28 protein-coding genes are annotated in these 23,007 nt (G+C 50.3%); 1 reads left to right on the forward strand and 27 read right to left on the reverse strand.

Annotated elements, in window-relative coordinates; translation table 11 throughout:
* Nucleotides 1–43 precede the first annotated feature (43 nt).
* The 22 genes from GPK49_RS01440 to GPK49_RS01545 all read right to left on the reverse strand — a co-directional run bounded on the left by GPK49_RS01440 (nucleotide 44) and on the right by GPK49_RS01545 (nucleotide 18,577).
* The gene (locus GPK49_RS01440) at nucleotides 44–580 is read right to left on the reverse strand and encodes a hypothetical protein (protein ID WP_002592913.1); all 537 of its coding nucleotides are present in this window, start codon (nucleotides 578–580) and stop codon (nucleotides 44–46) included.
* A gap of 104 nt (nucleotides 581–684) precedes the next feature.
* On the reverse strand, nucleotides 685–1,242 hold the full coding sequence (locus tag GPK49_RS01445) for an ImmA/IrrE family metallo-endopeptidase (protein WP_006059621.1): 558 nt from the start codon (nucleotides 1,240–1,242) through the stop codon (nucleotides 685–687).
* 68 nt (nucleotides 1,243–1,310) lie between these two features.
* Nucleotides 1,311–1,679 (reverse strand): helix-turn-helix domain-containing protein, encoded by a 369-nt coding sequence (locus GPK49_RS01450; protein WP_002569119.1) that lies wholly within the window; start codon nucleotides 1,677–1,679, stop codon nucleotides 1,311–1,313.
* A gap of 131 nt (nucleotides 1,680–1,810) precedes the next feature.
* Nucleotides 1,811–2,773: a helix-turn-helix transcriptional regulator gene (locus GPK49_RS01455; RefSeq protein ID WP_006773000.1), complete on the reverse strand. Its 963-nt coding sequence runs from the start codon at nucleotides 2,771–2,773 to the stop codon at nucleotides 1,811–1,813.
* 28 nt (nucleotides 2,774–2,801) lie between these two features.
* On the reverse strand, nucleotides 2,802–2,942 hold the full coding sequence (locus tag GPK49_RS01460) for a hypothetical protein (protein ID WP_006059618.1): 141 nt from the start codon (nucleotides 2,940–2,942) through the stop codon (nucleotides 2,802–2,804).
* Complete coding sequence (locus GPK49_RS01465) at nucleotides 2,943–3,821, reverse strand: DUF4261 domain-containing protein (protein WP_215676523.1); 879 nt, start codon at nucleotides 3,819–3,821, stop codon at nucleotides 2,943–2,945.
* A 12-nt stretch (nucleotides 3,822–3,833) separates the two neighbouring features.
* Complete coding sequence (locus GPK49_RS01470) at nucleotides 3,834–4,613, reverse strand: hypothetical protein (RefSeq protein WP_024724967.1); 780 nt, start codon at nucleotides 4,611–4,613, stop codon at nucleotides 3,834–3,836.
* A gap of 15 nt (nucleotides 4,614–4,628) precedes the next feature.
* On the reverse strand, nucleotides 4,629–5,492 hold the full coding sequence (locus GPK49_RS01475) for a CbrC family protein (protein WP_020225633.1): 864 nt from the start codon (nucleotides 5,490–5,492) through the stop codon (nucleotides 4,629–4,631).
* Nucleotides 5,493–5,507: 15 nt separating this feature from the next.
* Nucleotides 5,508–11,726: an immunity protein Imm33 domain-containing protein gene (locus GPK49_RS01480; protein WP_444876928.1), complete on the reverse strand. Its 6,219-nt coding sequence runs from the start codon at nucleotides 11,724–11,726 to the stop codon at nucleotides 5,508–5,510.
* Between the two features lie 516 nt (nucleotides 11,727–12,242).
* Nucleotides 12,243–13,217, reverse strand: a complete 975-nt coding sequence (locus tag GPK49_RS01485) for a hypothetical protein (RefSeq protein ID WP_002588993.1) — start codon at nucleotides 13,215–13,217, stop codon at nucleotides 12,243–12,245.
* A gap of 11 nt (nucleotides 13,218–13,228) precedes the next feature.
* Nucleotides 13,229–13,639, reverse strand: coding sequence for a DUF6966 domain-containing protein (locus GPK49_RS01490; RefSeq protein ID WP_002588992.1), 411 nt, complete (start codon nucleotides 13,637–13,639; stop codon nucleotides 13,229–13,231).
* Nucleotides 13,636–14,586, reverse strand: coding sequence for a hypothetical protein (locus GPK49_RS01495; protein ID WP_186877970.1), 951 nt, complete (start codon nucleotides 14,584–14,586; stop codon nucleotides 13,636–13,638). The genes GPK49_RS01490 and GPK49_RS01495 overlap by 4 nt, the downstream gene beginning before the upstream one ends.
* 15 nt (nucleotides 14,587–14,601) lie before the next feature.
* Complete coding sequence (locus GPK49_RS01500) at nucleotides 14,602–14,901, reverse strand: DUF6881 domain-containing protein (RefSeq protein WP_006773009.1); 300 nt, start codon at nucleotides 14,899–14,901, stop codon at nucleotides 14,602–14,604.
* A gap of 10 nt (nucleotides 14,902–14,911) precedes the next feature.
* Nucleotides 14,912–15,175 (reverse strand): hypothetical protein, encoded by a 264-nt coding sequence (locus GPK49_RS01505; RefSeq protein WP_006773010.1) that lies wholly within the window; start codon nucleotides 15,173–15,175, stop codon nucleotides 14,912–14,914.
* Nucleotides 15,172–15,612, reverse strand: a complete 441-nt coding sequence (locus GPK49_RS01510; protein ID WP_215676525.1) for an Imm51 family immunity protein — start codon at nucleotides 15,610–15,612, stop codon at nucleotides 15,172–15,174. Before GPK49_RS01510 ends, GPK49_RS01505 begins: the two co-directional genes overlap by 4 nt.
* Nucleotides 15,613–15,639: 27 nt before the next feature.
* The gene (locus tag GPK49_RS01515; protein WP_039864666.1) at nucleotides 15,640–16,371 is read right to left on the reverse strand and encodes a DUF4241 domain-containing protein; all 732 of its coding nucleotides are present in this window, start codon (nucleotides 16,369–16,371) and stop codon (nucleotides 15,640–15,642) included.
* A 65-nt stretch (nucleotides 16,372–16,436) separates the two neighbouring features.
* Entirely contained in the window at nucleotides 16,437–16,586 is a 150-nt protein-coding gene (locus tag GPK49_RS13125; protein ID WP_006059601.1) for a hypothetical protein, read from the reverse strand.
* A gap of 5 nt (nucleotides 16,587–16,591) precedes the next feature.
* Nucleotides 16,592–16,918 carry a DUF5713 family protein gene (locus GPK49_RS01525; protein WP_002588986.1) on the reverse strand — a complete coding sequence of 109 codons (327 nt, stop codon included), beginning with the start codon at nucleotides 16,916–16,918 and terminating at the stop codon, nucleotides 16,592–16,594.
* Nucleotides 16,919–16,954: 36 nt separating this feature from the next.
* The gene (locus GPK49_RS01530; RefSeq protein WP_215676526.1) at nucleotides 16,955–17,458 is read right to left on the reverse strand and encodes a DUF2004 domain-containing protein; all 504 of its coding nucleotides are present in this window, start codon (nucleotides 17,456–17,458) and stop codon (nucleotides 16,955–16,957) included.
* An 11-nt stretch (nucleotides 17,459–17,469) separates the two neighbouring features.
* The gene (locus tag GPK49_RS01535) at nucleotides 17,470–17,703 is read right to left on the reverse strand and encodes an immunity 17 family protein (protein ID WP_002576934.1); all 234 of its coding nucleotides are present in this window, start codon (nucleotides 17,701–17,703) and stop codon (nucleotides 17,470–17,472) included.
* 53 nt (nucleotides 17,704–17,756) lie between these two features.
* Nucleotides 17,757–17,927, reverse strand: coding sequence for a hypothetical protein (locus GPK49_RS01540; protein WP_166434156.1), 171 nt, complete (start codon nucleotides 17,925–17,927; stop codon nucleotides 17,757–17,759).
* A gap of 107 nt (nucleotides 17,928–18,034) precedes the next feature.
* Entirely contained in the window at nucleotides 18,035–18,577 is a 543-nt protein-coding gene (locus GPK49_RS01545; protein WP_006059597.1) for an SLOG family protein, read from the reverse strand.
* A 130-nt stretch (nucleotides 18,578–18,707) separates the two neighbouring features.
* Here GPK49_RS01545 and GPK49_RS01550 point away from each other — a divergent pair, with 130 nt between their 5' ends.
* Nucleotides 18,708–19,049: a helix-turn-helix domain-containing protein gene (locus GPK49_RS01550; protein ID WP_008723376.1), complete on the forward strand. Its 342-nt coding sequence runs from the start codon at nucleotides 18,708–18,710 to the stop codon at nucleotides 19,047–19,049.
* Nucleotides 19,050–19,237: 188 nt separating this feature from the next.
* On the opposite strand, the gene GPK49_RS01555 is transcribed toward GPK49_RS01550, so the two are convergent.
* From GPK49_RS01555 to GPK49_RS01575, 5 genes are all read right to left on the reverse strand, one after another.
* Nucleotides 19,238–20,650 (reverse strand): relaxase/mobilization nuclease domain-containing protein, encoded by a 1,413-nt coding sequence (locus tag GPK49_RS01555; protein ID WP_118656356.1) that lies wholly within the window; start codon nucleotides 20,648–20,650, stop codon nucleotides 19,238–19,240.
* Nucleotides 20,651–20,704: 54 nt separating this feature from the next.
* Nucleotides 20,705–21,031 carry a hypothetical protein gene (locus GPK49_RS01560; RefSeq protein ID WP_118293341.1) on the reverse strand — a complete coding sequence of 109 codons (327 nt, stop codon included), beginning with the start codon at nucleotides 21,029–21,031 and terminating at the stop codon, nucleotides 20,705–20,707.
* Nucleotides 21,028–21,882 carry a nucleotidyl transferase AbiEii/AbiGii toxin family protein gene (locus GPK49_RS01565; RefSeq protein ID WP_002595844.1) on the reverse strand — a complete coding sequence of 285 codons (855 nt, stop codon included), beginning with the start codon at nucleotides 21,880–21,882 and terminating at the stop codon, nucleotides 21,028–21,030. The genes GPK49_RS01560 and GPK49_RS01565 overlap by 4 nt, the downstream gene beginning before the upstream one ends.
* Nucleotides 21,879–22,472, reverse strand: coding sequence for a type IV toxin-antitoxin system AbiEi family antitoxin domain-containing protein (locus GPK49_RS01570; protein WP_425516120.1), 594 nt, complete (start codon nucleotides 22,470–22,472; stop codon nucleotides 21,879–21,881). The genes GPK49_RS01565 and GPK49_RS01570 overlap by 4 nt, the downstream gene beginning before the upstream one ends.
* Nucleotides 22,473–22,597: 125 nt before the next feature.
* Nucleotides 22,598–22,897 carry a CD1845 family protein gene (locus GPK49_RS01575; RefSeq protein WP_117451351.1) on the reverse strand — a complete coding sequence of 100 codons (300 nt, stop codon included), beginning with the start codon at nucleotides 22,895–22,897 and terminating at the stop codon, nucleotides 22,598–22,600.
* Between the last annotated feature and the right edge of the window lie 110 nt (nucleotides 22,898–23,007).

Below are 23,007 nucleotides of genomic sequence, written 5' to 3' on the forward strand. Positions count from 1 at the left end.
AAGTCGGAAGGGAGTAGGGATTAGGTCGGGGATTTGTCGGGATTTAGTCGGGATTTAGTCGGGGCAGCTCCTCCAGGACTTCTGGAATAGAATATCCAAACAAGCAAACAGAAAATAAATAGATGGCTTCTCGTTTTCGGTCATAAAAGACACTGCGCTCTATATTTAGTTCTTCCAGCAATTCTTTCTCTGTACTGTTGAACCGATAGATAAATTGCTTAGTCAAAATTTCATAGTAAAGTTCTCCTCGATCCGGATACCGTTTCAGACGAAGGAGTGCACGGTCAATAATATTGACTAGCATTTGATTTTGAACAAGGCAGCAAACTTTTTCTTCAAAGGCTTGCAGTTCAATATCTGGTGCAAAATTTTCAAGATAGCAGAGGCCAGACTCTATATCTTGTTCTCCCATAATCCAAGCAGTTTCTTGTAATTCTTCTGCCCGTTCACTCAGAACCCAGACTACATCACGGTAAATCTTTAGAATCAGCTTACTTCTATGAAACGCAGCGTCGCTGTTAAGCCCCAAAGCTGTTAGCCTGCTGTTACATTTTTGGATTGTTGTGCTTTCTTTTCTCATAGAACATCCCTCCTTGTTCGCAATATTGCGAACATATTAGGTACAAAATAGCATAGCAGAGGAGCGTGAGAGAGGGCAGTGCCTCTCTCTATTCCCCCATTTGGTTATATCAGGTTTCTGGATTTTAGACGAATCTGCATTGCTTGCTTGGAAACCTCAAAAATATTTGCCATTTCAGCAATGAGCTGTTCATCTGTCCGGCCTATTTTAAGCCGGTAAAAACATTTTTTGATCTGCGGTAAAGGCATCAGCAGAGCAGAAGCCAGAGTATCCGCCTGACGCTCAATTATGCCATGACTTTCGTCGGAAGAAACATTTCCGTTATAAGCAGCAACATCTCCAGTACCAGAGTACAACTTCTTATGTAGTACCCAATGAGCCAGCTCATGGGCACAGGTAAAACGGAGCCGCCCTAATTTTGACGGATCACAAAGCCGTTCATCAATTAAGATTGTACCGGCTCTTACTGCAATCATTCGATACTGTCTCTGTATCTGGTCATATAAGACAACAGCACCGTCATCGAAAATTGTTTCCCCTAATATCTTGGGGTTTTTTCTTAGTGTATGAAACTCCAGGATTAGATCAAACTTTGTCTCGATAATGGTTTCGATTGGCACAGGACATGGTTGCCCGGATAGCAGAGAGGGATCATATTCCATCAGGATTTTTCGCCCTACTGCCTCGATTGCTTCTGTACGGATTTGTGGAATTGACAAAGCTCTCCCCCCTATCGTTTACGCTCCTTTAGCATTTTCATAAATGTCTGCCATTCTTCATCGGTAGCATCTACTTCTTTTGCCACACGCAAGGCTGCCCGAACAATATCTTTTTCCATGATATAGTCTGGCAAATCAGCAGATACTGTATTGCGTGATTTTGCAGCCAGATCCAAAAGCAACTCATGTTCTGATTTATCCAAATTCAGAAAGGCAGAGATGCGTTCCACAAAATCTCCATTGGGTGCAGGACGGCGGCTTTGCTCAATATCACACAGATAACCGTAAGCAATATTCAAATGCTTGGCTGTATCGCGTAAATTGAATTTGTGCGCCTTGCGTTTCTCGGCTATAAATGATCCAAAAGTTATATTGCCCACAGCATTCACCTCTCATTTGTTCGACGAACTGCGAACATCTTGCTTATATTGTATATCGAACATCCGTTCACTTCAAGGATAAAAATTTCATTTGAAAAGAGGTGTTAAAAATCAATAACACCTCTTTTGCGCTATATAAATTCCTGAGCGATTTGCTGCATTTCCGTAATGCACTCTTTGGGAGAGAGAATTTTTATTTTCCCTTTGAATTTGAATATCCAGCCATAAAAAGTTCCACTGGGGTTCACTTCAATTTTGGCTGTGAAGTGTGTATCATCATACCTATCAACAGCAGCATCTTCTCCATAATGATCTATGATTACTCTCATCAATTCGTTTTCACATAGAAGGGTTACTTCCTTCGATGACTCCGATGTAAACATATCAACCATTTTATTTGTATAGGAGGCTACATCAAATCCCTCTATCGGCATAAAGTAAGTTTCCAGATTTTCTACACTTGTTAGCCGATCTACACGGAAGTGAGCAATTTTCTGATGCTTCAGAGAAAATCCAATCAAATAGTAATGGTCATTTTTCCATTCAAGCGCATAAGGATTTACGACATAATAATATCCATCATGCTTTAAGATTTTCTTTTTTTCTTGAGTATATTCATAGTATTGGAACCGAATTTGCTGATGGTTTCCAATCGCTGTTTGGATATTGTCAATGATGTAGTAAACCTTTTCATTATGCGGTTTGACACGGCTGGATAAAGCAGCAAATTTTTGAAGCTGCTTTGCCTGATGTAGACTGGTCAGACGGCATAATTTCTGCACCAGCTCCTCAGACTTCTTGGCAGAAATGATCTTCGAGGATGCTACTGCGTCTGTCAGCATTTTCAGTTCTGGATACTCAAACAGGCGGTTTCCCATAAAATATTGGTTTTGGGTACTCTTAACCACCACAATATCAATCCCCGCATCGATCAGCGCATTGGTATCTGCGTAAACAGTCTGCCGCACTGCCTGAATTCCTTTTCCATTCAGATGGGCAATGATGTCAGATACTGTGGCGGGATGGTTTTCATCGGTCCGCTCATAGAGAAACCGGAGTAATTCCAGTATCCGCATATTTGTTGAATTCTGCATACTTCACCTCCTCGATTCTTAAAATGGCCTATTTTGTATGGTGTCCAGCCCCAAAGACCAGAAGCAGGGCGACAGCACAGAGAAGCAGGCCGATCCAATTTCGATCTATAATCAGCTTGATCACCGCCACAAGCAGAAGTCCGCCTACCAGGAGCACAACGCCATTCATTCAGCGTCCTCCCGAAGCATAGTTTCCCATGTTGATGTCCAGCACCCCTCTGGGCGGCTGGATCAAGGCATCTTCATATTGGCACTTCCACTGGATCTCCCGGCACATCTGGCCATCCGCCACGCCGTCTATGGTTTCCCCATCCTCAATGGGGTTATCATGCTCCAGAATATAGGACGCTACATTATAGGCGTGGTTTACCACCCAGTTGGGGTCCATGCCGTGGAAGTGGTACTGGAGATCCGGCAAAAACAGGGTGCTCATGCCCACCGTGTCGATGAGCATATCCTCCGTGCCCTCGATGTTGAAGAAACGGACATTGACGCCAAAGCGGATGAACCGATCCGGCCCCTCAATCTGATGGGAGCGCACATCCTCTGCCAGAAACAGCTTACCGCAGTTCTGGAAATAGAACGCCTCACAGGTGGGGTACAGCTCTGCCAGAGCCTCCAGAAAGTCGGCATCCAGGTTGGCACGCTCCAGCGCTGGAAGCGCCGCAGTCAGCATATCGGTGGCCACCACCTGATATTTGCACTCCCGGAAGATCCGGTCACGGTCCTCCTGGCAGTCCCACATCTGGCTCATCAGAAAGGCATCAAAGCCTTTGCCCTTGAACTTGTCGCATTTCATCACCATCAGCTGTACCGGGCACTTGCCGTCCTGAAATTCCGCGACATGATCCAGGGCGGCAAAGCCGGCCATTTTCTTATCATAACAGAAGCACTCTGTTGATCCGATGTGCTTCTCCATTATGGCAGTCATTTTTTCTTTATCCGGCATTTCTACCGGCTCTTTGAACAGCATCTGAATGAGATAGGGACCTCCGGGCTGGGGGCCTTTTTTGTCGTCCAGATTTTGCTGGAAAGCTTTATTGCTCATTTGGTTTCCTCCTTAATAATCAAGCAGGATAGGCACCTGCTGTTCCTCGGCAAACCGCATGGCCCGCCAGAACATGGAGAAGGCGAACTTGGCCAGGGATTGGGTGTCATACTGGGTGTGTTCCGGGATGTCTGCCTTGCTGTACTGTCCATCTGAGTCTACGGTTCCGTCTACCGGGTATCCCTCCGTGTCTGCCCAGCCAAGGATGGTGTCCTCATCGGCCTGCCATGCCAGCTGGTTCAGCTTTTCCAGCTCCTTCCGCAGTCCGCCCAAGGTGGCGATAGCGGCGGTGTCATCGGTAGGCAAGGACCCTTGGAACAGAAAGCTGTCAGAAAGAGGGAGCCACCAGGTAGCCCCACGAAACAGGGACCACACCCGCTCCTCATCTGATGCAAGGCGGGCGACCAGAGGATGCTCCCCGAAGATCCAGTCCTTCTCCACGGTGGAAGGCACCGGTTCCTCGTATGTACGACAGGCGGCCACCAGCAGCATAGCGCCAAAGGCATCCCAATCCGGCTTATCGGTGTAATAGGGCCGCTCGTTGTCCTCCGGCCATGGAGTGTAGGGCGGTTGGTTCGGCTGGGAAATGGCGGCTAAGATCTGATCCCGCCAGTTCTCCACCGCCGCCTGAACCTCGGCCGAGGACAGCTCCTCCTCGTTGTCGGCGGGTTCTCCATCCGGGGTGATGCGGTTGAAAGAGTATCCGTTTTCCTCCGCCCACTGCTGCACAACAGTTTTCCAGTTGTGAGAATAGTACCGGGTCAGCGTCCCGGCGTAGATGTCAAGTCCCATAGTAATGTCTCCTTTTCAATCAAAATCCATCCAGACCAGGTGTTTTCCGCAGTGGAGGCACTGGAACAGATAGCATTGCAGATGCCCGCCATTGACAGATTCCCGGATCATTTCTTTTTGCTCATCGTCCCACATCGGATCGTCCAGTACCTCCTCCAGCACACCCAGCGCCCGCAGTTCTCTGGCACCCACATGGCCCAGGTAGGCGCAGTAGTCGCCACAGTGGGCGCGCCAGTATTCCTGCTGCCAGCCGGAGTAGCCGGGGGTGCGGTGGATCAGCTCGTCCAGCTTCTCCGGATCGTCTACACCATCATCCACAGAGAAATCATCTTGAAAACTACCGTCATATTTCCGGGCTGCTTCGCCGTTGGCGATGCACTCTGGGCACAGATATGCAATATCCTCCACGGCGTAAAAGGGGGCTGTATAGAAAATATGGGTCGTCTTGCCACAGCAGTCGCAGACAACGCCGTCTGCGGATTCCTCAAAAGCCCCAGTTTCCAGAGGGTTTGGGTGATACCGGAAGGCGGGCAGGCCCAGCTGGGCCTGCCGTTCCTTCTCTTTCTGCTTTTCCTCCGGCGTTTTGGGCTTGGGGAGAGCATAATGATTGCCCCAGTTTTCCGCATAGTCCTTCAGCGTGCCCAGCCGCTTGAGGGTCTTTTTATCGGAACGATTTCCGATTTGGCAGAGCAGTTCGTAGGCGTCCTTCTTAAAGTCCAGCAGGTCATATACATCCACCAGCACTTCCTTGGCCTGCTGATCCTCACTCTGCTCAAGTTCTTCCTTGAAGGTATATAGAGCGCGGACATTGTCTGGACCTTCATTGGTCGCAACAAACTGTTTTTTTAGTTCGATATAGGTTTTCTGATATTCTGTCATTGGTCGCACCTCCCATCAATCCCACCAGAAATACCAGACAGTGGACTGCCACAGGACATCTGCCAAGGAGCCAATGCTTCCATCCTCATTCTGATCCAGATCTGGGCAGAAGCCATATTGCTCCACAGCCACTTCCATAGCTCTTTCCTTGGAGATCGGAGTCGGAAGTTCAAACTCCAATTCATCGTGGCTCATGGCGGCAGGGATGGCACCATGCTGCTCGAACCAGTATTTCGCCACTGCCATCAGGTCCGGCGTGTCGGGGCACTCATTCCAATTTCCAAAGGGCAGATAGGCGAAGATCTCCCAGGGGTTCTTGACCGGAATTTTGGCCAGAATGAGCGGATAGGTCATGTGGCTATCCGAATCCCAATAGCAGGAGAAGCGGTCATTGTCATAGCCGCCCTCCATCTCGCCCAGGACTTCCGCCTCCCAGTCCATGTCATCGTCCTCGGCTTCTTCCTTGCGCTGGCCGGTCAATTCCTCCAGAACCGCCTTTCCGTCCTTGATGGGAGCGGAGAGCATCTTCTTTCGATACTCCTCTACTGTTTTGAGGTCAAATTCGTAGAAGTCCGCATTGTGCTCCGGATCGGCGTTCATCACCAGACACTCCAACAGCGTTTCATCATCCGCCTTGATGAGCACGGGAACAAAGCCCTCCCGTACCCCCAGCCGCTGGGCGTAGCTGTATGCCGACATGATGGGGTCATCATCTGCCATGGATGGGAAATAGGTACACTCGCAGTCCAGATACTCCATGATGGCCTGAGCAACCTCGGAAGGCTCCAGCGTATCCTCGTCGAAGTCCTGTCCCTGCCAGTTTTCAAACCGTTCCCCGATCACCTCTGCCATAGCCTGATAGTAGTCCTCGTCAAAGGGGATGAACAGGTATGCCTCCTGCTGGAACTCATTGGAGTGATACCGTTCCGGGCCGAAGAAGCGGAGGGCATTGTCGTCAATGTCGGCGGGATAGTAGGGACTGTCGCCCTCTCCGTAGTAATAGCCGGCAAAGGCGCGACCTTGCTGATTGAACAGCACAGAGAACAGGCAGCCGTCCAGCTCATCTTGGATGAATGCCCTCAGGTCTACGCTGGCAGGGTCGGCTTTGACCTGTTTGACCACTTCGCCGTGTTCTTTCAGGAAGTCCTCGCCCATCAGTTCGTGCTCCATGCACCAGCGCAGGTAGATGGCCATGTGGTTATAAGCGTTGATGGGGTCAATTGGCAGTTCCTTCTCCTCAATGCTCTCGATATGATAGGAGGCATCGTCCATCTCACCGTCAAAATCATCATTGGAAAGGGTGCCACGGGTGATAGCATCCTGACGATCAGGCTCCACCACAAAGCTGATGCCGTTCATTTTGCCCAGCAGGGCGTCCGCGTCATGGGCCAGCTTATATTCCAATTCATCCCGGTAGAGAGGAATCACCTGATAGAAGTTGACCTCCTCGCCACTCGGCAGGATGCAGACCTCGCTGCCATCTTCGGTATCCTGGGGACCAGTCAGAATGGCGGCGCACAGCTTTGTGTCCTTTGCAAAATCCTCCTCATTGTCCATGGTATGGCCGAAGCCCAGCCAGGTATCGCTGGCAATGGGAAGGCGGGCCAAGGATTTCAGCAGGCGGATGGGCCAGTACCACTTTTCGTCTTTCATGGACTCCTGATCCAGCTTCCAGTCCGCAGGCAGGGCAATGGCCAGCTCCGCCCGCTCCAGCTTATATTCCGCCAGTTCCTCCGGCACATTCATCCGGTGAGCGCCCATGCCCATGGTGACCAGGGTGCAGTAGTCCCGCTCCTCAGAGGGCGGCACCACGCAGATGTCCACATGGATGTCGGGAGAAACCAGCTCATGGAACACATTCTCGAACTTGCCGAAATACTGCTCAATGTGCCCCTCGACGGCTTCCATCTCCTCCTCGGTGTAGACTTCGGGATTACTGAATTCTTCCTCATCCTGCGTGTCATCATTGTCTGAGTGGTCGCAGCTGTCATCCTCCGGATCTCCCTTTATAGGCTCGTAACCGATCTTCAGGGTCATCTGTTCCTCCGGCAGGGAGACGCCGGGGCTGCGGGTGATGGTGTGCTTATCGTCCGCAGAAAAACCGATGGCCTCGCCGTCTTGCAGTGTCACATCACACGCCAGCACATAGGAGGCAAGGCTGGCCAAAAAGTCCCGCAGTTCCTCCGGCTCAGCGTCGGTGTTCAACACCTCCATTTCCTCCTTGCCAAACACATCCATGCCGTAGGTGTAGCCGTTTAGGCCCCCCTCGCTCCGGTACAGGCCGAACCAAACCCAGTTGAAGATGGGCAGTTCGTCCTCTTTGAGCATATCGGCAAGGCCCTCATAGAAACGAGGCTCAAATACCACGCCGCTGGTGTAGACACCGGTGGCGTATTTCTGCTTGCAGCACACTGCCATCGCCTTGGTGAACAGCTTGCCCCGTTCCAGCAGTTTTTCCTCCTCGCCCAATACAGCCACCATGATATGGGCCTTGTGCGCTTTGGCCACCTCTACGGCCTCTGGCCACATATAGTTGTTTTCGGCGTTGATCTCCGCTTCATTGTCCGGGATGTGACCGTGGAAGAGTGTCACGATCAGCATCATGCCGCCGACCCGCATTACCACAGCGTCATCGCTGTTCTCATCATCTTCGTCGCCCTCAGCCGGCTCATCGTCCACGATGCCCCATTCTTCCCGCAGATCTCGAATCAACTGCTCCTTGTCCCACTCTGCTTTGGAGAGGAGCACAGATCCGGCAAAGGAACCCTTATGGTCGGTTTCCTCCTCGTCGGCATCATCCTCAAGACCCTCTACATCTTCATCCGGATCATAGAGGGATTCATGCTCCAGTCCGCGGATAAATTCCTCAAAGCTATCTGCCAGATGGGTAATTTTATAGTCATTTTCCTGATCCACATGGACTACCGCAGGCTCTCCCTGGGGACCGCAAGCCCGGTAGTCCAGGAAAATCATATCGTGTCCGGCGCTTGGACAGTCGCAGATGGCCACGCCGATGGCAGGATACTCCCACTCATCGATCATAAACTGGCTGCCCAGCTCTCCACAGAGGGAGCAGCTCTTTTCTCGTCCGATGCCGAAAATGCCGGTGATGGCCACATGATCATCTGACCAACAGGTAGGCTCATCGCAGGGATAGCAGGTGTTCACCGGAATACCGCCGTTGTGCTGCTTCATCAGCCAGATGTAGGCAGCGGGCAGCTTGTAGCCCAGTTCCTCCTCCACGCTGGCAATCAGCTCATCGGAAGGCGGATCACTGACATATTCTTTCAGTGCATACCAATTATCATCCCAGAAGTTGGTGAGGTCGAAGCCCTCAAATGGAGTATCACCGGGCACGAATTTGGCCTTCTTCTTCCGGCTGCGCTGGCGTTTCCGAATCTCCGCCTTACACTCCCGAATTACTGCCGGGGCATTTTCATCCTCCGGGTCCAGCTCCGCCCACCGCTGAGCGTAGGGAATGGCCTTTTCCTCCTGGCCGTAGAGATACTGATAGCCATAGGCCATCCGCATATTCCACTCCGCCTTGTCCTGGCCTTCCTCCCGGACGGACTCCAGCACCTCAATGGCCCTCAGAAGGGCTTTGTCTCCCTTGGATTTCAAAGTACCTTCGTCATGGTCCCCGATGATGGCGTAGTTCTCCAGTGCACGGGCCAGGGCGTAGGCGGTGCGGTAGTTCCTCCAGTTCTCCGGGATGGCATTCAGTGCCTGGATACAGCGGGTGTACTCGTCTTCGTCGTTCCACTGCTCCAGCTGAGCGAAGAATGCTTCGGCGTTCTGTTGGGTGTAAGGAATATAGTCCATGCCCGTCAGCGTTTCGTCCAACTCGTCATCCTGATTCTCAGTTTCTGTCCCATCATCTTGTTGCTTTAGGGATACAGAACCGGCTTCACGGCGGAAGGTGTGGAAGATGGCCCATGGGATGTCCGTGCCTTCAAAGAACTCTTTCGCCATGTTCAGCGCCTCTTGGATGTCCCAGGCGATGAAGTCCACATAGCCACAGTAGAGGCCGGTAGCCCCGCCGGTGAGAGTGAGCACTTCCGAACCATCCCCGCCGGTGAGCACTTCCTCCAGTTTGTCCCGGAAGTCGAAAATTTTCTGACTGCCTTCCTCCTCCCGCAGGGTATCCAGGGGATAGCAGAAGAAGCCCGCCACCGCGCCGTCGGCATGGAGATCGTCCATAAAATCATTGTCGGCATTCAGATAGCCGTTGATGAGCGGCACACAGCAGGTGGAACCGGCCATTACATCCAGCCGCCAATCGGCGTCCGGGTCCTGTTTGGGTTCCATTTTGTAACCAAGGTAGCTCTCCAGATAGGCTTCCGGGTCGGTGGAGAGCTCCAGGCCCTGCTCCCGCAGTTTGTCGGGCAGCTGGGACAGGAGGAAGGACGGCTCTGCCTTGGGTTCCTCCAGCACATCAAAGCTGTCTATGTATCTCATGTGGGAGATCTCGCCCAGCACTTGGTCGGTGAAGGTAGTGAGCATCCACCAGGCCCGGCCTTCTTCCTCCCGGAGCATAGGCAGCAGCTTTTCGCAGTAGGCGGAGATGGCGAAGCTGTTTTCACCCTGCTCCTCCAGCCAGATCTGCACATCCTCCCCGGAGATGTCCCAGACATCCTCAGTACGCAGGCCGATGTTCTGGAGAGGCTGACGGCCCACAAGGATATTCCAGTGCTCCAGCACCTCCTTGGGGGCGTGCTTCTGGAAGTAGACCAGCTCAAACAGTTTGACCTTATCCCCCTCCGGGGTGAGGATCAGCTCATGCTTTTCGCCGTTGAAGCCAATCTCGAAGGAAATCTCGTCAAAAACCAAATTCAGGGTTTCCTCCATTTGGGCCACGATCTCCGCACCGCGGGTGTGATCTTTGTCCTCGTCCATCATCTGGCGCAGCTCTGCTTCCATCTCGGCAAAGGTTTCCCACCAGTTCTCTGTCCGTTCCCGGAAGCACTCCCAGAACTGCGGCAGAGAAATACCCTTTTTGCACGAGTCAATTAGTTCCTCCATGTCCTGTCGGGTGTTGAGCTTAGGATCATCACCGGGATGCAGTTCCAGAGCTTTTTCAAAATGCCGCAGAGCGCGGCCCTCCTGATCCAGATAATAATAGGCATACCCCATACGGAAATTCCAGGAATAAGTATCTCCCAGTTCCTCCTCATGGGACTGCATCAGTTCCAGTGCCTGGTGAAGCAGCTTCCTTCCCTCCGGCTCGCTGGAGTCCGCCAGATTGTTGTAGGCGCGGGCCAGCTCCATATCCATTTCCGGGGTACGCTCCTCGGCAGAGATTGCCTCCAGTGCGTCAACGATTTTCTGGTGTTTGTCCTCCTCATGCCACTTCTGGCACTGCTTCAAAATATCCATATCAGGGTCCTCCTCGTCCTCATCTGGTTTCCAGTCTTTGATCTGCTGGAACACGCCATTTTCATCCCGCTCAAAGGCGCAGGGAGCGGGGGTGTTCAGCAAAGGGATGATGTCGGGATCGTCATTGCAGATCGTGTTCAGCTTGTAGATCCCGGCGTTGTTAGGGTCGTCCATGTACTCGTCGCTCTCATCACCGGCGGTAAAGCGCCAGCCGCTGTCCCAGCCGCCGTCCGGCTCCTCCCTGTAGCAGTAGCCCACCTTGCGGCCCTCTACTGTGATGCGGTTGGTGGCGATGCAGCCATCGGCGCCCTCCCAGTCGGGAAGCAGATGTTTCACATCTTCCGCCTTTACATGGTAGTCCCGGTTGCGGCCGGAGGCTTCGTACAGCTCTTTCCGCAGCGCCTCCACATCCCGAGCCATCTCCTGGATCTCCTCATCGTCCATCATCTCACTGAGGTCATATTCCAGCGGATTCTGGGCAAAATCCGCCAGTGCCTTGTTCATGGCGTCATGCTCCTCTGGCGTGACGGTGATGCGGATGCGGCGGGCAGGGGTGTTGTACTCGTCCAGATCCTGAAGGTTTACACTGCCACTGACGCTGCACTCCAGCAGGATGGCGGCCAGATCGGTGACCACATCAATGGCGAAGTGGAAGTCCATCTCCACGCCATCGGAGTGTGTAAACTCCAGATACTCCACGGTTTGGCGGAAGTCCCAGCTCTGCTTGTCCAGACCGATCTTGGCGAAAATCTCGTTGAGGGGGATCTCCTCCTTTTTCTGATCCTCTAAAAATGCCACAAGGTTCAGACTGTCATCAGAACCGCCAATAAAGTTGCCCCAGTATTTTTTGATATACATTTGTCGTGCCTCCTGTTCTGAATCCAGTCGATCAATGAGCTGATTCAAGTGTTCCAACCACGCAGGAGCGATCTCACCGCTGTCCTCGTTCTTCCAAAGATCCACAATCTCACGGATGCCGTCCTCGTCCGGCACCTCGTTTTTGATGTCGGTGAGCTGCCGCAGCAGGAAAGCAAGGGCTTCTTTGGATGCTGTGAAACCGGTGACTTTATCCCATATAGCTTCTTCATGATCGTAGTCCAGTTTGCTGTTATCCTTCCATTGGAAATACAGCTCCGCCAGAGCCATCGCAGTATTGTCAAAGAGGAAGTCGATTTGTGAGAAGTCAGATCCCAGCATGACTTCCTCTTTCATCAGTTCGATCATCTCGCCCAGATCCATTACCGGATGCTCCGGTACATATTCATTTTTGAGGATGTCCAGTACATCCAACCCTTCGTCACGCTCTAATGCTTTTATGCCCCATGCTCCCATGTCGGCACCTCTCTTTCTTTATTTCGTATCAAGCTTCTATTGTCAATCATAGTTCTCCAACCGAATGATAGGCCGATAAAAGTCATAATCTCCGTTTAGTTCATTGTCCTCCTGCACTTCTGGCTTACAGTGGGGCGAACAGGGTAGGAAACCGAGAAATGGGCCCAGCCCACCGCAGATATTGCATCCGCCGTCACCGCCGCAGGTGGTAAGCCTATCAGCCTGCACCACTTCCCGCATATAGGGATCGTAGGCGATGGACAGGCCGAAGAAGTTGGGCTCCTCCATGTCATAGGGCCGGTTCTCATCCTCATCCATGTTCTCAAACCAGTGCAGACGCATGGAGTAGTCTAACCCATCTCCCCATGGAAACAGGGTCCGACACCCGCCGCCACACAGGTAGGCCCACTCGTCCGCCGTGGGCAGGGAGAAGCCCCTGTTTTCCAGCATGGCAAGAAGCGCATCGTAGTCTGTGTGGTTATAGATACAGATCTGAAAGCCCTTTTCCGTCCGCTCAATGCGGGCCGACTGATGCAAGGTAAGACTGCTGCTGTCACTCCAGGCAAAATCACGGAATTCCTTCAGCCAGTCAGGGTGGACAGTCAGTCTGGGATCATCCATTTTGACTGGCTCCCAGTTAATTTCCTCCAGCTCCCGGCCCACCAGCATGGGTCCAATGGCCGCCTGCCGAACAGGAGCCATGCTTTCCCGAATCATCTCCTCCGGGTCCCGCTCCATTTCCCATTCTCGGAACAGATACTCCAATTCCTCCCGGCTCTCCTGATTCAATCCCACGGCAAACTGCTCCCAGCCCAGGGTGACGGTATCGCCGGGGACAAAGACGAACTCCCGACCATCTTTCTTGAAGATGCCGGTGGTGCAGCTCTGGCCCCAGCGGTCAAAAGTATGTAGACCGAGAAAGGTCATATCATAACGGGCAGCCAGGCTCTCCATCAGCACCTGCTTCTCGATGTTTTCCATTTGATTGAATTGGGTGCGGAATAGTCTTTTGTTCATAACAAGTCCTCCTACAGCCTATCCAGGTTTTCCTGTAAATCGCCCTGCATCAAGTGCTGGGCAATGGCTTGGTTCAGTGCCTTATGGGGGTGATAGGCTGCCTGCTCTACATCGTGCAGGCACTCCTCCATCAATGCCTCCGGAGAAATGCCTTCCCGTTTGCCATAAAGATGGCCGAAGGCATAGCACACGGACTTGAGAAAGTCGAAAATATAGTCGTGATTTCCACGCATACTGGGCAGGTCGTTGAACGAGCCCATACCTCCGTATGCCCGAAGATGGTGGGCAACCTCCCGCCGCTGGTTCCAGTCCTGAATGTCCCGCTCCAACCAGTCGATCCAGTTTTGGAACTCTGGATGGTCTGCCAGAAGGATGGAGCGCAGACAGGTCAGAGCCTCGGTATAAATATCAGACTGTTTCATTGGCCATCGCTCCCCCCAATACCTCCATAGAGCACACCATCTTTTCCAAGGAACAACATCCGGCTGCGAAGCAGGCTGCACTGCTCCACAGCGACCTTGTTTCCGTCACAGGTGGGAATAGCCTCCTGTTTTTTCCCAAGGTGATCACCATGAGCGGTAAGGAAGTAGAATTTATCCCGTTGCTGGTATCCGCCTTGAAACAGGAAGGTATTGCCGGACGGGGCAACAGAAAAAGCTCCGCTTCCTTCGATTGGCAGTTCAAATACAAAGTCCTCTTTGAAGTTCGTCCGCACCAGCCGGAATTCATCGTAATAATAAAACCACAGGTTTTCTTCTTCGTCCAGGCTGATGGCGTAGCAGTCATAGATGGAATAGTTCTCATTCTTCCAGAGAGGAGTTCCCTCCGATGTCCATGCAATCAGGCCGCAAGCACCCAGAGGTTCATCCCAACCGTAATTACCAAATACACCTTCGTCAAAGTAGCTGGTAATGATGGTGCCATCTTTTTTTACCACACAGTCTTGAATGCCATCCCCCAGGCAGAAACGGGACAGCACAGCTCCGTCCCGGCTGACGATCCAGGCGTTCTGGTCGGGGCCGTTTTCCCGATAGGCGCATCTTGCCCCCAGCAGGAGGAAGTGATCACCTGCGGGCCGCAAATAATGAAACTGGAACTTCAAGAGGCCAAGAGGAAACAGCGTCGTTTCCAGCACCCGCTGTTCCGCCCAATCCAGCTGGATTTCCACTGCGGTATAGGTGGAAGGAGTGCTGAGCCAGTCCTTACCCTGTGTTTCGGACGGCTGTTCCATGAGAAGATAGACTTTTCCATCCCTTGCCGTGAAAAAGTCTGTCACTTCTGTGCCCTCCAGATGTTTTTCCCGGCGCAGCTGGTCCAGGTCAATGATGGAGAACAACGGCAGATTTTTGGCTTTTATAGGTTTGTTCATAGTGTCTCCTCCTGGCTACTTTAACGCTCCATCATAGGTGTGGCTTTCCCAGGCGGCCTCAAATTCCGCCTGCTCTATGACGCAGGCGTGGAACTCCTCACCCCAGACATGGGCGTTCAATTCCTCCACGGTGGGGATCGGCGTGATCTCGATGGCGCCGTCGTAAAGGTCAGGGATATTGCGGGTGCGGCCATCTGCAAAGATGTCAATGGAGTGGAGGGCCAGCCGCTCATTTTCTGTATCCACTTCATAGAGGATCACCGACGGTTCTCCCTCCGGTGCGTCCTCCCAAAAAAGCTTGATGTACTCCATCATTCCATTCCCCTCATTTGAACCAATGCCACCCCGTCATGGTGCCGGTTACCTCATCTATCTGTATTGCAATATCATAATTGCCGCGACAGCCCAGCAAGGCCGCGAGATGATCGTTTTCCATAATCAAATCATAAAACTCAACCGCTATGTCTTGGAATTCCTTCGGAATTTCCAGTGCAGAGAAGAAATCCACTGATTGAGCATTTTGGAAAAATTCAATGGCCGTTTTACTGCATTTTACTATAATCCCTGTTTGAGTGGTCAAATCTTTCATGCTTTCGCAACCTCGCTCATGTTCAGATACATCCCCATCGTTTTTTCATTGTCACAGGCCGCCCGGATCATTTTGGACAGCAGCATCAAATCGTCGATGTATTGGGAGTACACGCAGAACACATCCTCGTCAGAGTCGAAGTGAAACAGATCCACGCCGCTGTTATTTTCCTCGAACTCCTGGATCACGCCCCGGACCAGCCGCTCCCAGTCTCCGCTGCTTCCAGTCAGTCCCAGCCGACGGAATACTTCCGTCCGGAATCCATTGTTGATTTTCAGCAGAAGGAAGAGCGCATAGGGGTGGTGGGGAATGAGAAAGAATGGCGCAATCTGCTCCGGCTTCACCCAGATTTTGAAAGGCGGACGCGGGTCAGGTATCCAGGGCAAGATTTCCCATTCGTCCTCCGGCCGGTTTCCGTATTGGCAAAGGTCTTTCATAGTGTTCTCCTTTGTTCTGTCACATTTTTAATCCTGCTCTCGATAACTGGCTTCAATGTCAATGAACCGCACATACACGGCGCAGATTTTGCCCTTGGCGTCATACCCGAAGTAGACAGGATAGTAACCATCCCCCCAGCCGGAGGCAAAGATGGGCAGGTTGCAGTCCGTGCCCGGCACTGTCCAGTTGAGCCAGTCGCCGCAGTCCCCCTGATATTTGGGGTAGGCTTTGGCGTTTTCTTCCAGAAGATCGCAGAACAGGTCGTTGTAGGGGTCGATGTCCGGGTCTTCTTCTAAACGCTTGGCCCAGTATGCCTTGAAGGCCGCCTGGGTCTGGATGTCCGCGACACAGCCCATCCCGGCGTCTACGCCAAAGCCAAAATACTCGTCCTCTCCCAGTTCCTCGTCCAGATCCTCGTTGCCCACCATGCCCAGCTCATAGCGGACAGGCTTTTCCTGAGAAACCTCCACCTTGACGCAGGCATAGCGGTCGCCGTATTGTTCGCTGGGCACCACGCAGATTTTTACGGGATAAGTTCCGGCGGGGATCGTTTGAAGGAACGGCAGAGTGTCCTCCAGTTCCACCAGCGGATCACAGGCGAAAATCTGCCCGGTGGGGAAATGGACGGTGCCGATGTCCAGCACATCCACCGCCATGTTCCCAATCACTTTCTCTGTGAAATGGGCCTCCAAGTCATCTTTACAGGTCAATTTATCCTTGATTGCTTCGTATTTGTTCAGCCATTCAGTTGTAGGCATATCAGTTTCCTCCTGTTGATTCTGTTTCTTGATGTACACACTCTTTGAGCCGTCCCAATAGCAGTTCACACACCGGCCATCCTGAAAATAATGGTCACAATTCGGGTAGCCATAGAGAACATGGGCACATTCTGGCACAGCCCCATCATCTGTGAGGAGCCTTTGAAAAACAGGCTTCCGCACTCATCACAAAGGGCCAGTTCTTTTTCTGCCATAGGGTTCACCAGTCCCGTTCCCGGATGGCCTCCTCGGTGTCAATGGGGATGCCAAACCACTCCAGAATGTAGGCCACGGTTGCCGCAATACATTCCCGCGCCACCGTTTCGATCTCGCTGTCGTTCTCGTCAAACTCCTCCTGGAGATCATTGATGCCGCAGACCGCCTCGTCCAGCGTTTCCTGCACCACTTCGGTGTCGGTTTCGCCACTCTCCAGCAGGGCGATGACCTTCTGAAGCTCGTCCTTTACCTTGTCCACCAGAAAAGCAGGATAGTAATCGTCCTGATACATCTCGTCCAGCAGCTTGTAATTGGGGTCAAATGCTTTCATAGGGATTGCTCCTTTCCTCGTGTATGTCAGTCACGCTCAGCTCTCATGTGTGATACAGAAAATCTCCTTGTTCAAATCAAAGTAGATTACCATCAGTTCGTCGGTAATCTCCGGGTTAAAGGACAGATCCAGAATGAAAACTTGCTGGTTCATCTCGCTATCCACCAGACTGCCGAACCGCTTGAGCTTCAAAAAGTCAACCATCTCAGCAAAGGACAGTTTGGCTGGGTCGGTTCCCGGAAAAAGTTCCGCCACAATATCCGGGCCTACATCGTCCCGATGGAACTCCATGAAAAATGTCACAACGCTATGGTAGCGGCTGTCCTCGTCTGCCAGCGCCGCTTTGATGGCGGCTTTGGCCTTCTCCGCCAATTTCTCCGCCTCATCCAGCATTTCTCCCACCGCATCCATGACAGCAGGATCGCTGGTCAGTTCTTCCTCTACATCGAAGATAAAGGGTAGTCCCGATTCCTCGGGAAAGTTGAAGATTTCCTCACCGGGTGTATATGTAAAATCAATGCGTTTACAATTCAGTTTCATAGATATACCTCTTATTTCAATTTCAGCACAAATCCCCAGATGCTCACCACGATCAAAAGGACGCCCAGCAGGAAGAACACCACCCGCCGGTATCCTCTGCTGTGGCGGTGGGCATCCCGCGTACCAGTGGGGTCGCAGAGCCAGTTCCAGTTGCGGATCGCCCCAATTAAAATCACGGCCCCGATGAGCACCGAGGCAATGTACCAATGCTCTTGCAAAAATGCTGTGATCTGTTCACTGTTCATTCTACTTCCTCCTCACGCAAATACCTGCTGGTATTTCTCTTTTCATACTCTTTTCAAACAATAAAAAAGCCCCACGCCGCACTGTCATAAAGACAGGCTGACGCAGGACATGAAGAAGCCGCGTTGAAGGAGCCGCATCCACCAGCAGATGTAGTTTCTTCAACAACCAAAATATTTTTTTCGTATCTTAAAGCAGCAAATTGCTGTCCAATATATTTGTTCATAGCGGCACCATTTGTTCTGAGCGTAGTTTTATATCTTATTATATCACAGCACCCCTTCAATGAAAATATTTTGTTGGAAATGCTAATGAAAAATTTTTGTGAATTTGTTAAGGCGCAGGGGCTGTTATCTCCATAGTGTCTGGATGGATCAGAGTGATTACTTTTCCCTGATGCAAGGCATAGTTGACTGTCTGTGCTGTACCTGAGCGCAGCTTTTTCTGATTATCAAACACACCGATAAGGTACTCTGCATGATCGACCATATAGTAATTCCTTTTTTTATAACTGGAAACATCCGCAGAATGTGAAATAACAATGGAATCGTTTGCGTTTTGGATCAGCTTTTTCAATCTATGTCTACTCTGATCCGGCCATTTAGAGTCATAACCGATGAAGGGAACTACAACGACAATTTTAATATCTTCGTATCCCGTTTGTGCCCTCAATGTCAGCAGCTGTTCTCCAGCCCACATATCCACACCAAGAGCACCGCCGACAAAAAAAGTACGGACAAATTTCTCGTCATGAAGTATCCGAAACTGCTCCAGGAGACATTCTTTTAATTTTTGGCATAGGGGATCTTCCTCATTATATCCAAAGCAAAATCTTGTTGGTCGGTGGCCGGTAATGGCGCAGGCATACTGATTCATATAAATCACCCTTGATAACTGCCTTGATTACGCATATAAAGCAAAAATAACGCAAATAATAATGCGTATAAAGGTTGTATTATAAAATTATAACACAATACATACGAAGTATCAAGAATTGCTTTCTGCTATGCTAAAAGAGCAGAGAGGTGAGCGTATGGACGAAGAATTTATCCGCAATCGGATCACAGAATTGCGATTGAAAAAAGGTGTTTCAGAATATCAGATGAGCATGGAGTTAGGGCAGAACAGAAGCTATATTCAGGCGATTTCCTCTGGGCGTTCTATGCCGTCTATGAAGCAGTTCCTCAACATCTGTGAGTATTTTGAAATCACACCGCTTCAATTTTTTGATGCACAGGAAAATAACCCTCAGCTTATCAAGAAGGCTTTGGACGGAATGAGAAAGATGTCAGATGACGATTTGATTATGCTGATTGGTTTTATAAGTCGCTTAAACACAGAAAACTAACGATAGGAGGCAGTAAGCGTCCCGTCGTTAGTTTTTCATTTTATGCGCAGCATATTGTGGCAAGCAATGCTTGTGGCTATCCATTTCGCCACAAACTGCTTGTTGAGGGCAGTGCCCCCAAGCCCCTTTGAACACAGAATTTCATTCTGTGGCTGCGCGTTCTACGAACGCTTTTGACCAGGACCAGCTTATCGCTGGCCGTGGTCTTTTTCTTTTTCAACATCCTGTTCTACCTCCATTTTCAGCACTCGATCCACATTGGCCTTTGCCGTTAAAAGCTCCCGCATTTCCTCACGGGAACGCCGGTACTCGGCATAGGTCTTTTTCTTTTCTTCCAGCAATTTCGCGTACTCCGTCTGTAACTCTTTGACCTTGGGCAGCTTCTTGACGCCCATCTCATCAAAGGCATTCTTAGCAGCCTGGTGGAGCAGAATTTCTTCCTCATGTTCCTCCCGGAATTTCTTAGAGTAGCCTGCCTTGCGGTATGCCACATAGACCTCACGGGTCTTGGCATAATTTACAATGTGAGTACGCAGAACAGCAATCTCTGCCATGCGCTTTTCAGCCGCTTTGATCTGCGCCGAAAGCTCATTGTGATGTGCCGTGGCAGCCGCAGCCTTTTCTTCCAAAACCGCATACTCCAGCAGGTTATTCTCTGACAAGTAATTCATGGTCTGCGCCATCTGCTTGAGGTTGAACACCTTGGCCCATCGAGCATAGCCAGCACCTTTTCCAGCCTGCAATTTTGCTTGAATGTCCACCAGCAGATTGACCTTCGGCGGCTCTGCCTGTGCGACCACTTTCTTTCGTGGGGTATGCGCTTTCTTCCCGGAGAGAACCGCCTGCAAATCTTCCAATCCATATCCTTCGCCCAGGCTGTCCATTCGGGCGGCTTTCTCCCAACCGGGGAGCTTCAGGCGATATGATTTTCCGCGCTTTGATACCTCACAGCCGGACTCTTGCAGCAGCCTCAGCAGTTCTTCAAAGTCAGCAGGACTTTGTGATAATGCATTGTCAATCGCCACACGAAGCAGCTCTCGGTGAGAGGGCTTTGCCTGATCGCCCAGCCATTTGTTATAGCTCTTTCCGTGAGGTTTCGGGTTCTCTACAATAGACAGTCCGTTTTCGATGCAGATGGTGTCGCTCAACTGACGGACCGCCTTGGTGCTGCCCCAAAAGTTTCGGAATTTCCGGTCATATTCTAAGCTGACCGATGACCAGATAATGTGATTATGAATGTGCGATTTGTCTATATGAGTGCAGACCACAAAGGCATGATTGCCCTTGGTAAAACGCTTGGCAAATTCCACACCCAGCCAGTTCGCTTCTTCCGGAGTGATCTCACCGGGGCGGAAGGACTGGCGCACATGATAGGCGATCACATCATCCGCGCCGCGCACTCGTCCGGTAGCGGCAATGTACTGCCGCTTTGCCAGAAGGAACTCCGCATCCACAGTCCGGCTGTCACACGCATAGCCGGTAATGAGTCTGCCGTCATCTGTTTTCTTTGGGTTGGCCACATAGTCGATGATGTCACTGATCGCCCGACTTTCTGTGCGGCCCTTGCCGACATGAAGCGGCATGATTCTCGTGGTTGCCATAGGTCAGACCTCCTTCCCGAAAAGAAAACGGCCTGCCATAGCAGACCGCTTTCACTATTCTATAAAACTTTCTTCATCGAAAAAATTGAACTCATCATCTTCTAAGTGTCTTGGTGGAAATCTCATTTCATATTGCTCTTGCGCCAATGCACGGACATCAGGCCGCCTATCCTTTAGTCGATTTTTCAGCCAGGACAACTGCTCTTTCGATAGCCTCCATGGAAGATTCAAAAGACGATTCAGTGTCATCAGTTCAGCCTGCTTTTCTGCTGGTAGCGAAGCACAGGATTTACAAATGTGGGATGCATGACCTTTGCCTGAAAATTTTTCGTTGGCTTTGTATTCGCCACAAATTTTACAATAGTGTCCATGCTTTTTCATAAGCTGATGCCCTTCTCGCAAAGAACATATAACCTGCGAATTGCTTTCATAATCACATCCCATTCCAAATCAGAAGCATAAGAAAACTTTTTACGGTATGCCTCCCAAAGTTTTTGCATAACCGAATCATTTTCCACTTCGTCAAAAACTTCTTCAGCCTGGTTAAGATACTTCTCCGATCCCCGTTTATGAGCAGTTGCCAGAAGCGCATCATGTAAAATTTTCGGGTTCAGCGTGGTTCCATGCAGCTGTTCTAAAATGTAAATATCGTAGAAATCTCTCATGCGGGTATTGGTTGTGGTTCTGGTAATAATGGTTTCCAGTTTTTCTGCCAGCACAGTTTCTAAATTATAAGCCCAAATATCAATGGAGCGATCTTCCAGCATAAGTTTGAATGAATACCGAACCTCTCTTGGAGTGATTGCATCTCCCGTAGAAATATCAATTTTCAAAGGGGTCACTACACCATCGAATGTTGTACTCATGCTGACACGAATCCCCGGATACTCTGCTTCATCCATAATCTCCGAAATACTTTTCAGCTGAAATTTAACACCATCATCAATCGGAACAGTTACGATTGATGAAATTAGATTCTCAATATCCTCCACATTAACATTAGCTCCTTTTATGGTTGCATCCAAATCCATCGTAGAGCGGGCATCCAATCCAACCATAGCCGCTACCAACATACCACCCTTCAAGATAAACTTATCACGATACTCAGAAAGAGAAATACGCTCCAAAAAACGCTCCATCATGTAGTTCCTCATTAAAATCTGAGCATCTGCGGATTTTTCTCTGGAAAGGTTTCGTATTAAATCTTTAAGCTGCCTTGCTGTTTTTATCATAAAAGTACCTCCAAATACTGTCGTAAAATTTTTTCCACCTTGAACATCCCAGCATATTGCATTAAAGCTCGCAGGTTCTTATCTTTTCTACGGGCATACGCTTTCAGTGCTCCCTGAAAGGTCTGAATTTCAATTCTGCTACGGCTTCTGAGCAAATCACAGATCGTTCGCTCCATATCATAAACCGGCACAGTATGCCCGAACGGAGTTTTCGCTGTTGTAAGTCCTACATCATGTAAGTCTGCTTTAATCGTAAAAACTTGAATGCCTTCTGCTTTCATTTTGCTTGGATTGCATCCAGTTTTGACCGTAACTGTATATTCTATTGGTTCACGGTCTGTCAGATCGTGAAAAAATAAAGCTGTTTCATGTGAAAATACTGCTTGTTCAAATCGCAAATGAAGCAGATACATGGCATCCACCCAGGAATCTTTGGACAGATAAATCCCATGTGCGACTCTATCCAAATCTCGTGAACGCACATAATCATAAAATACCGGCTTTGAAATTCCAGAAGATACGACCTGCGATGTTCGCAGCATTCCTTCTTGTGCTGTTAGCATCTGATCCAGCTGTTCAAATTGTCCCATCATGTCACTTCCTTTCGTACTAATATTATATTCAATATTAGTTCAAAAGTAAAGTCGTGGATATAAAATTCCTTTTCCCAAATTTAACAGACGGTGTCTGGCATTTTTATGGTTTTGCGTATTTTTTATCCATAAACCCAATCCTGAATGGCAAATTTCAAACTCTGCACCTTGCCCAGTAGCCAGATTGCAGCCAGCGGCAGCCCCATCGGGCTAATCAAAAATGCCATAACCAGCAAAATCACACCATTCTGCGGGGAATAGGTAATAAGCACAGCCACGCCAAGCAGAGCAATTACAGTGCTGAGCAGACCAAGCACCAGACCGGATATGTAGATCAGCCCCGTGCAGAGCCAGACAAAAAGCGTCAGCACCAAAATGACCGGTGCAGTTATAATCATCAAAAGCCCTTTCAAAATCTTCATGTTATTTCCTCCTTGCAGCGTTCTTGGTATCTTTTCTAATCATATTATCCGGCATGGGCAGGCAAAAGACAAGGATACCGATAAAAAGAAAAAGCGGAGAGAGGAGCAGC

It is taken from the genome of Clostridium sp. MCC345, assembly GCF_018785345.1.
GTDB lineage: Bacteria > Bacillota > Clostridia > Lachnospirales > Anaerotignaceae > Anaerotignum_A > Anaerotignum_A faecicola.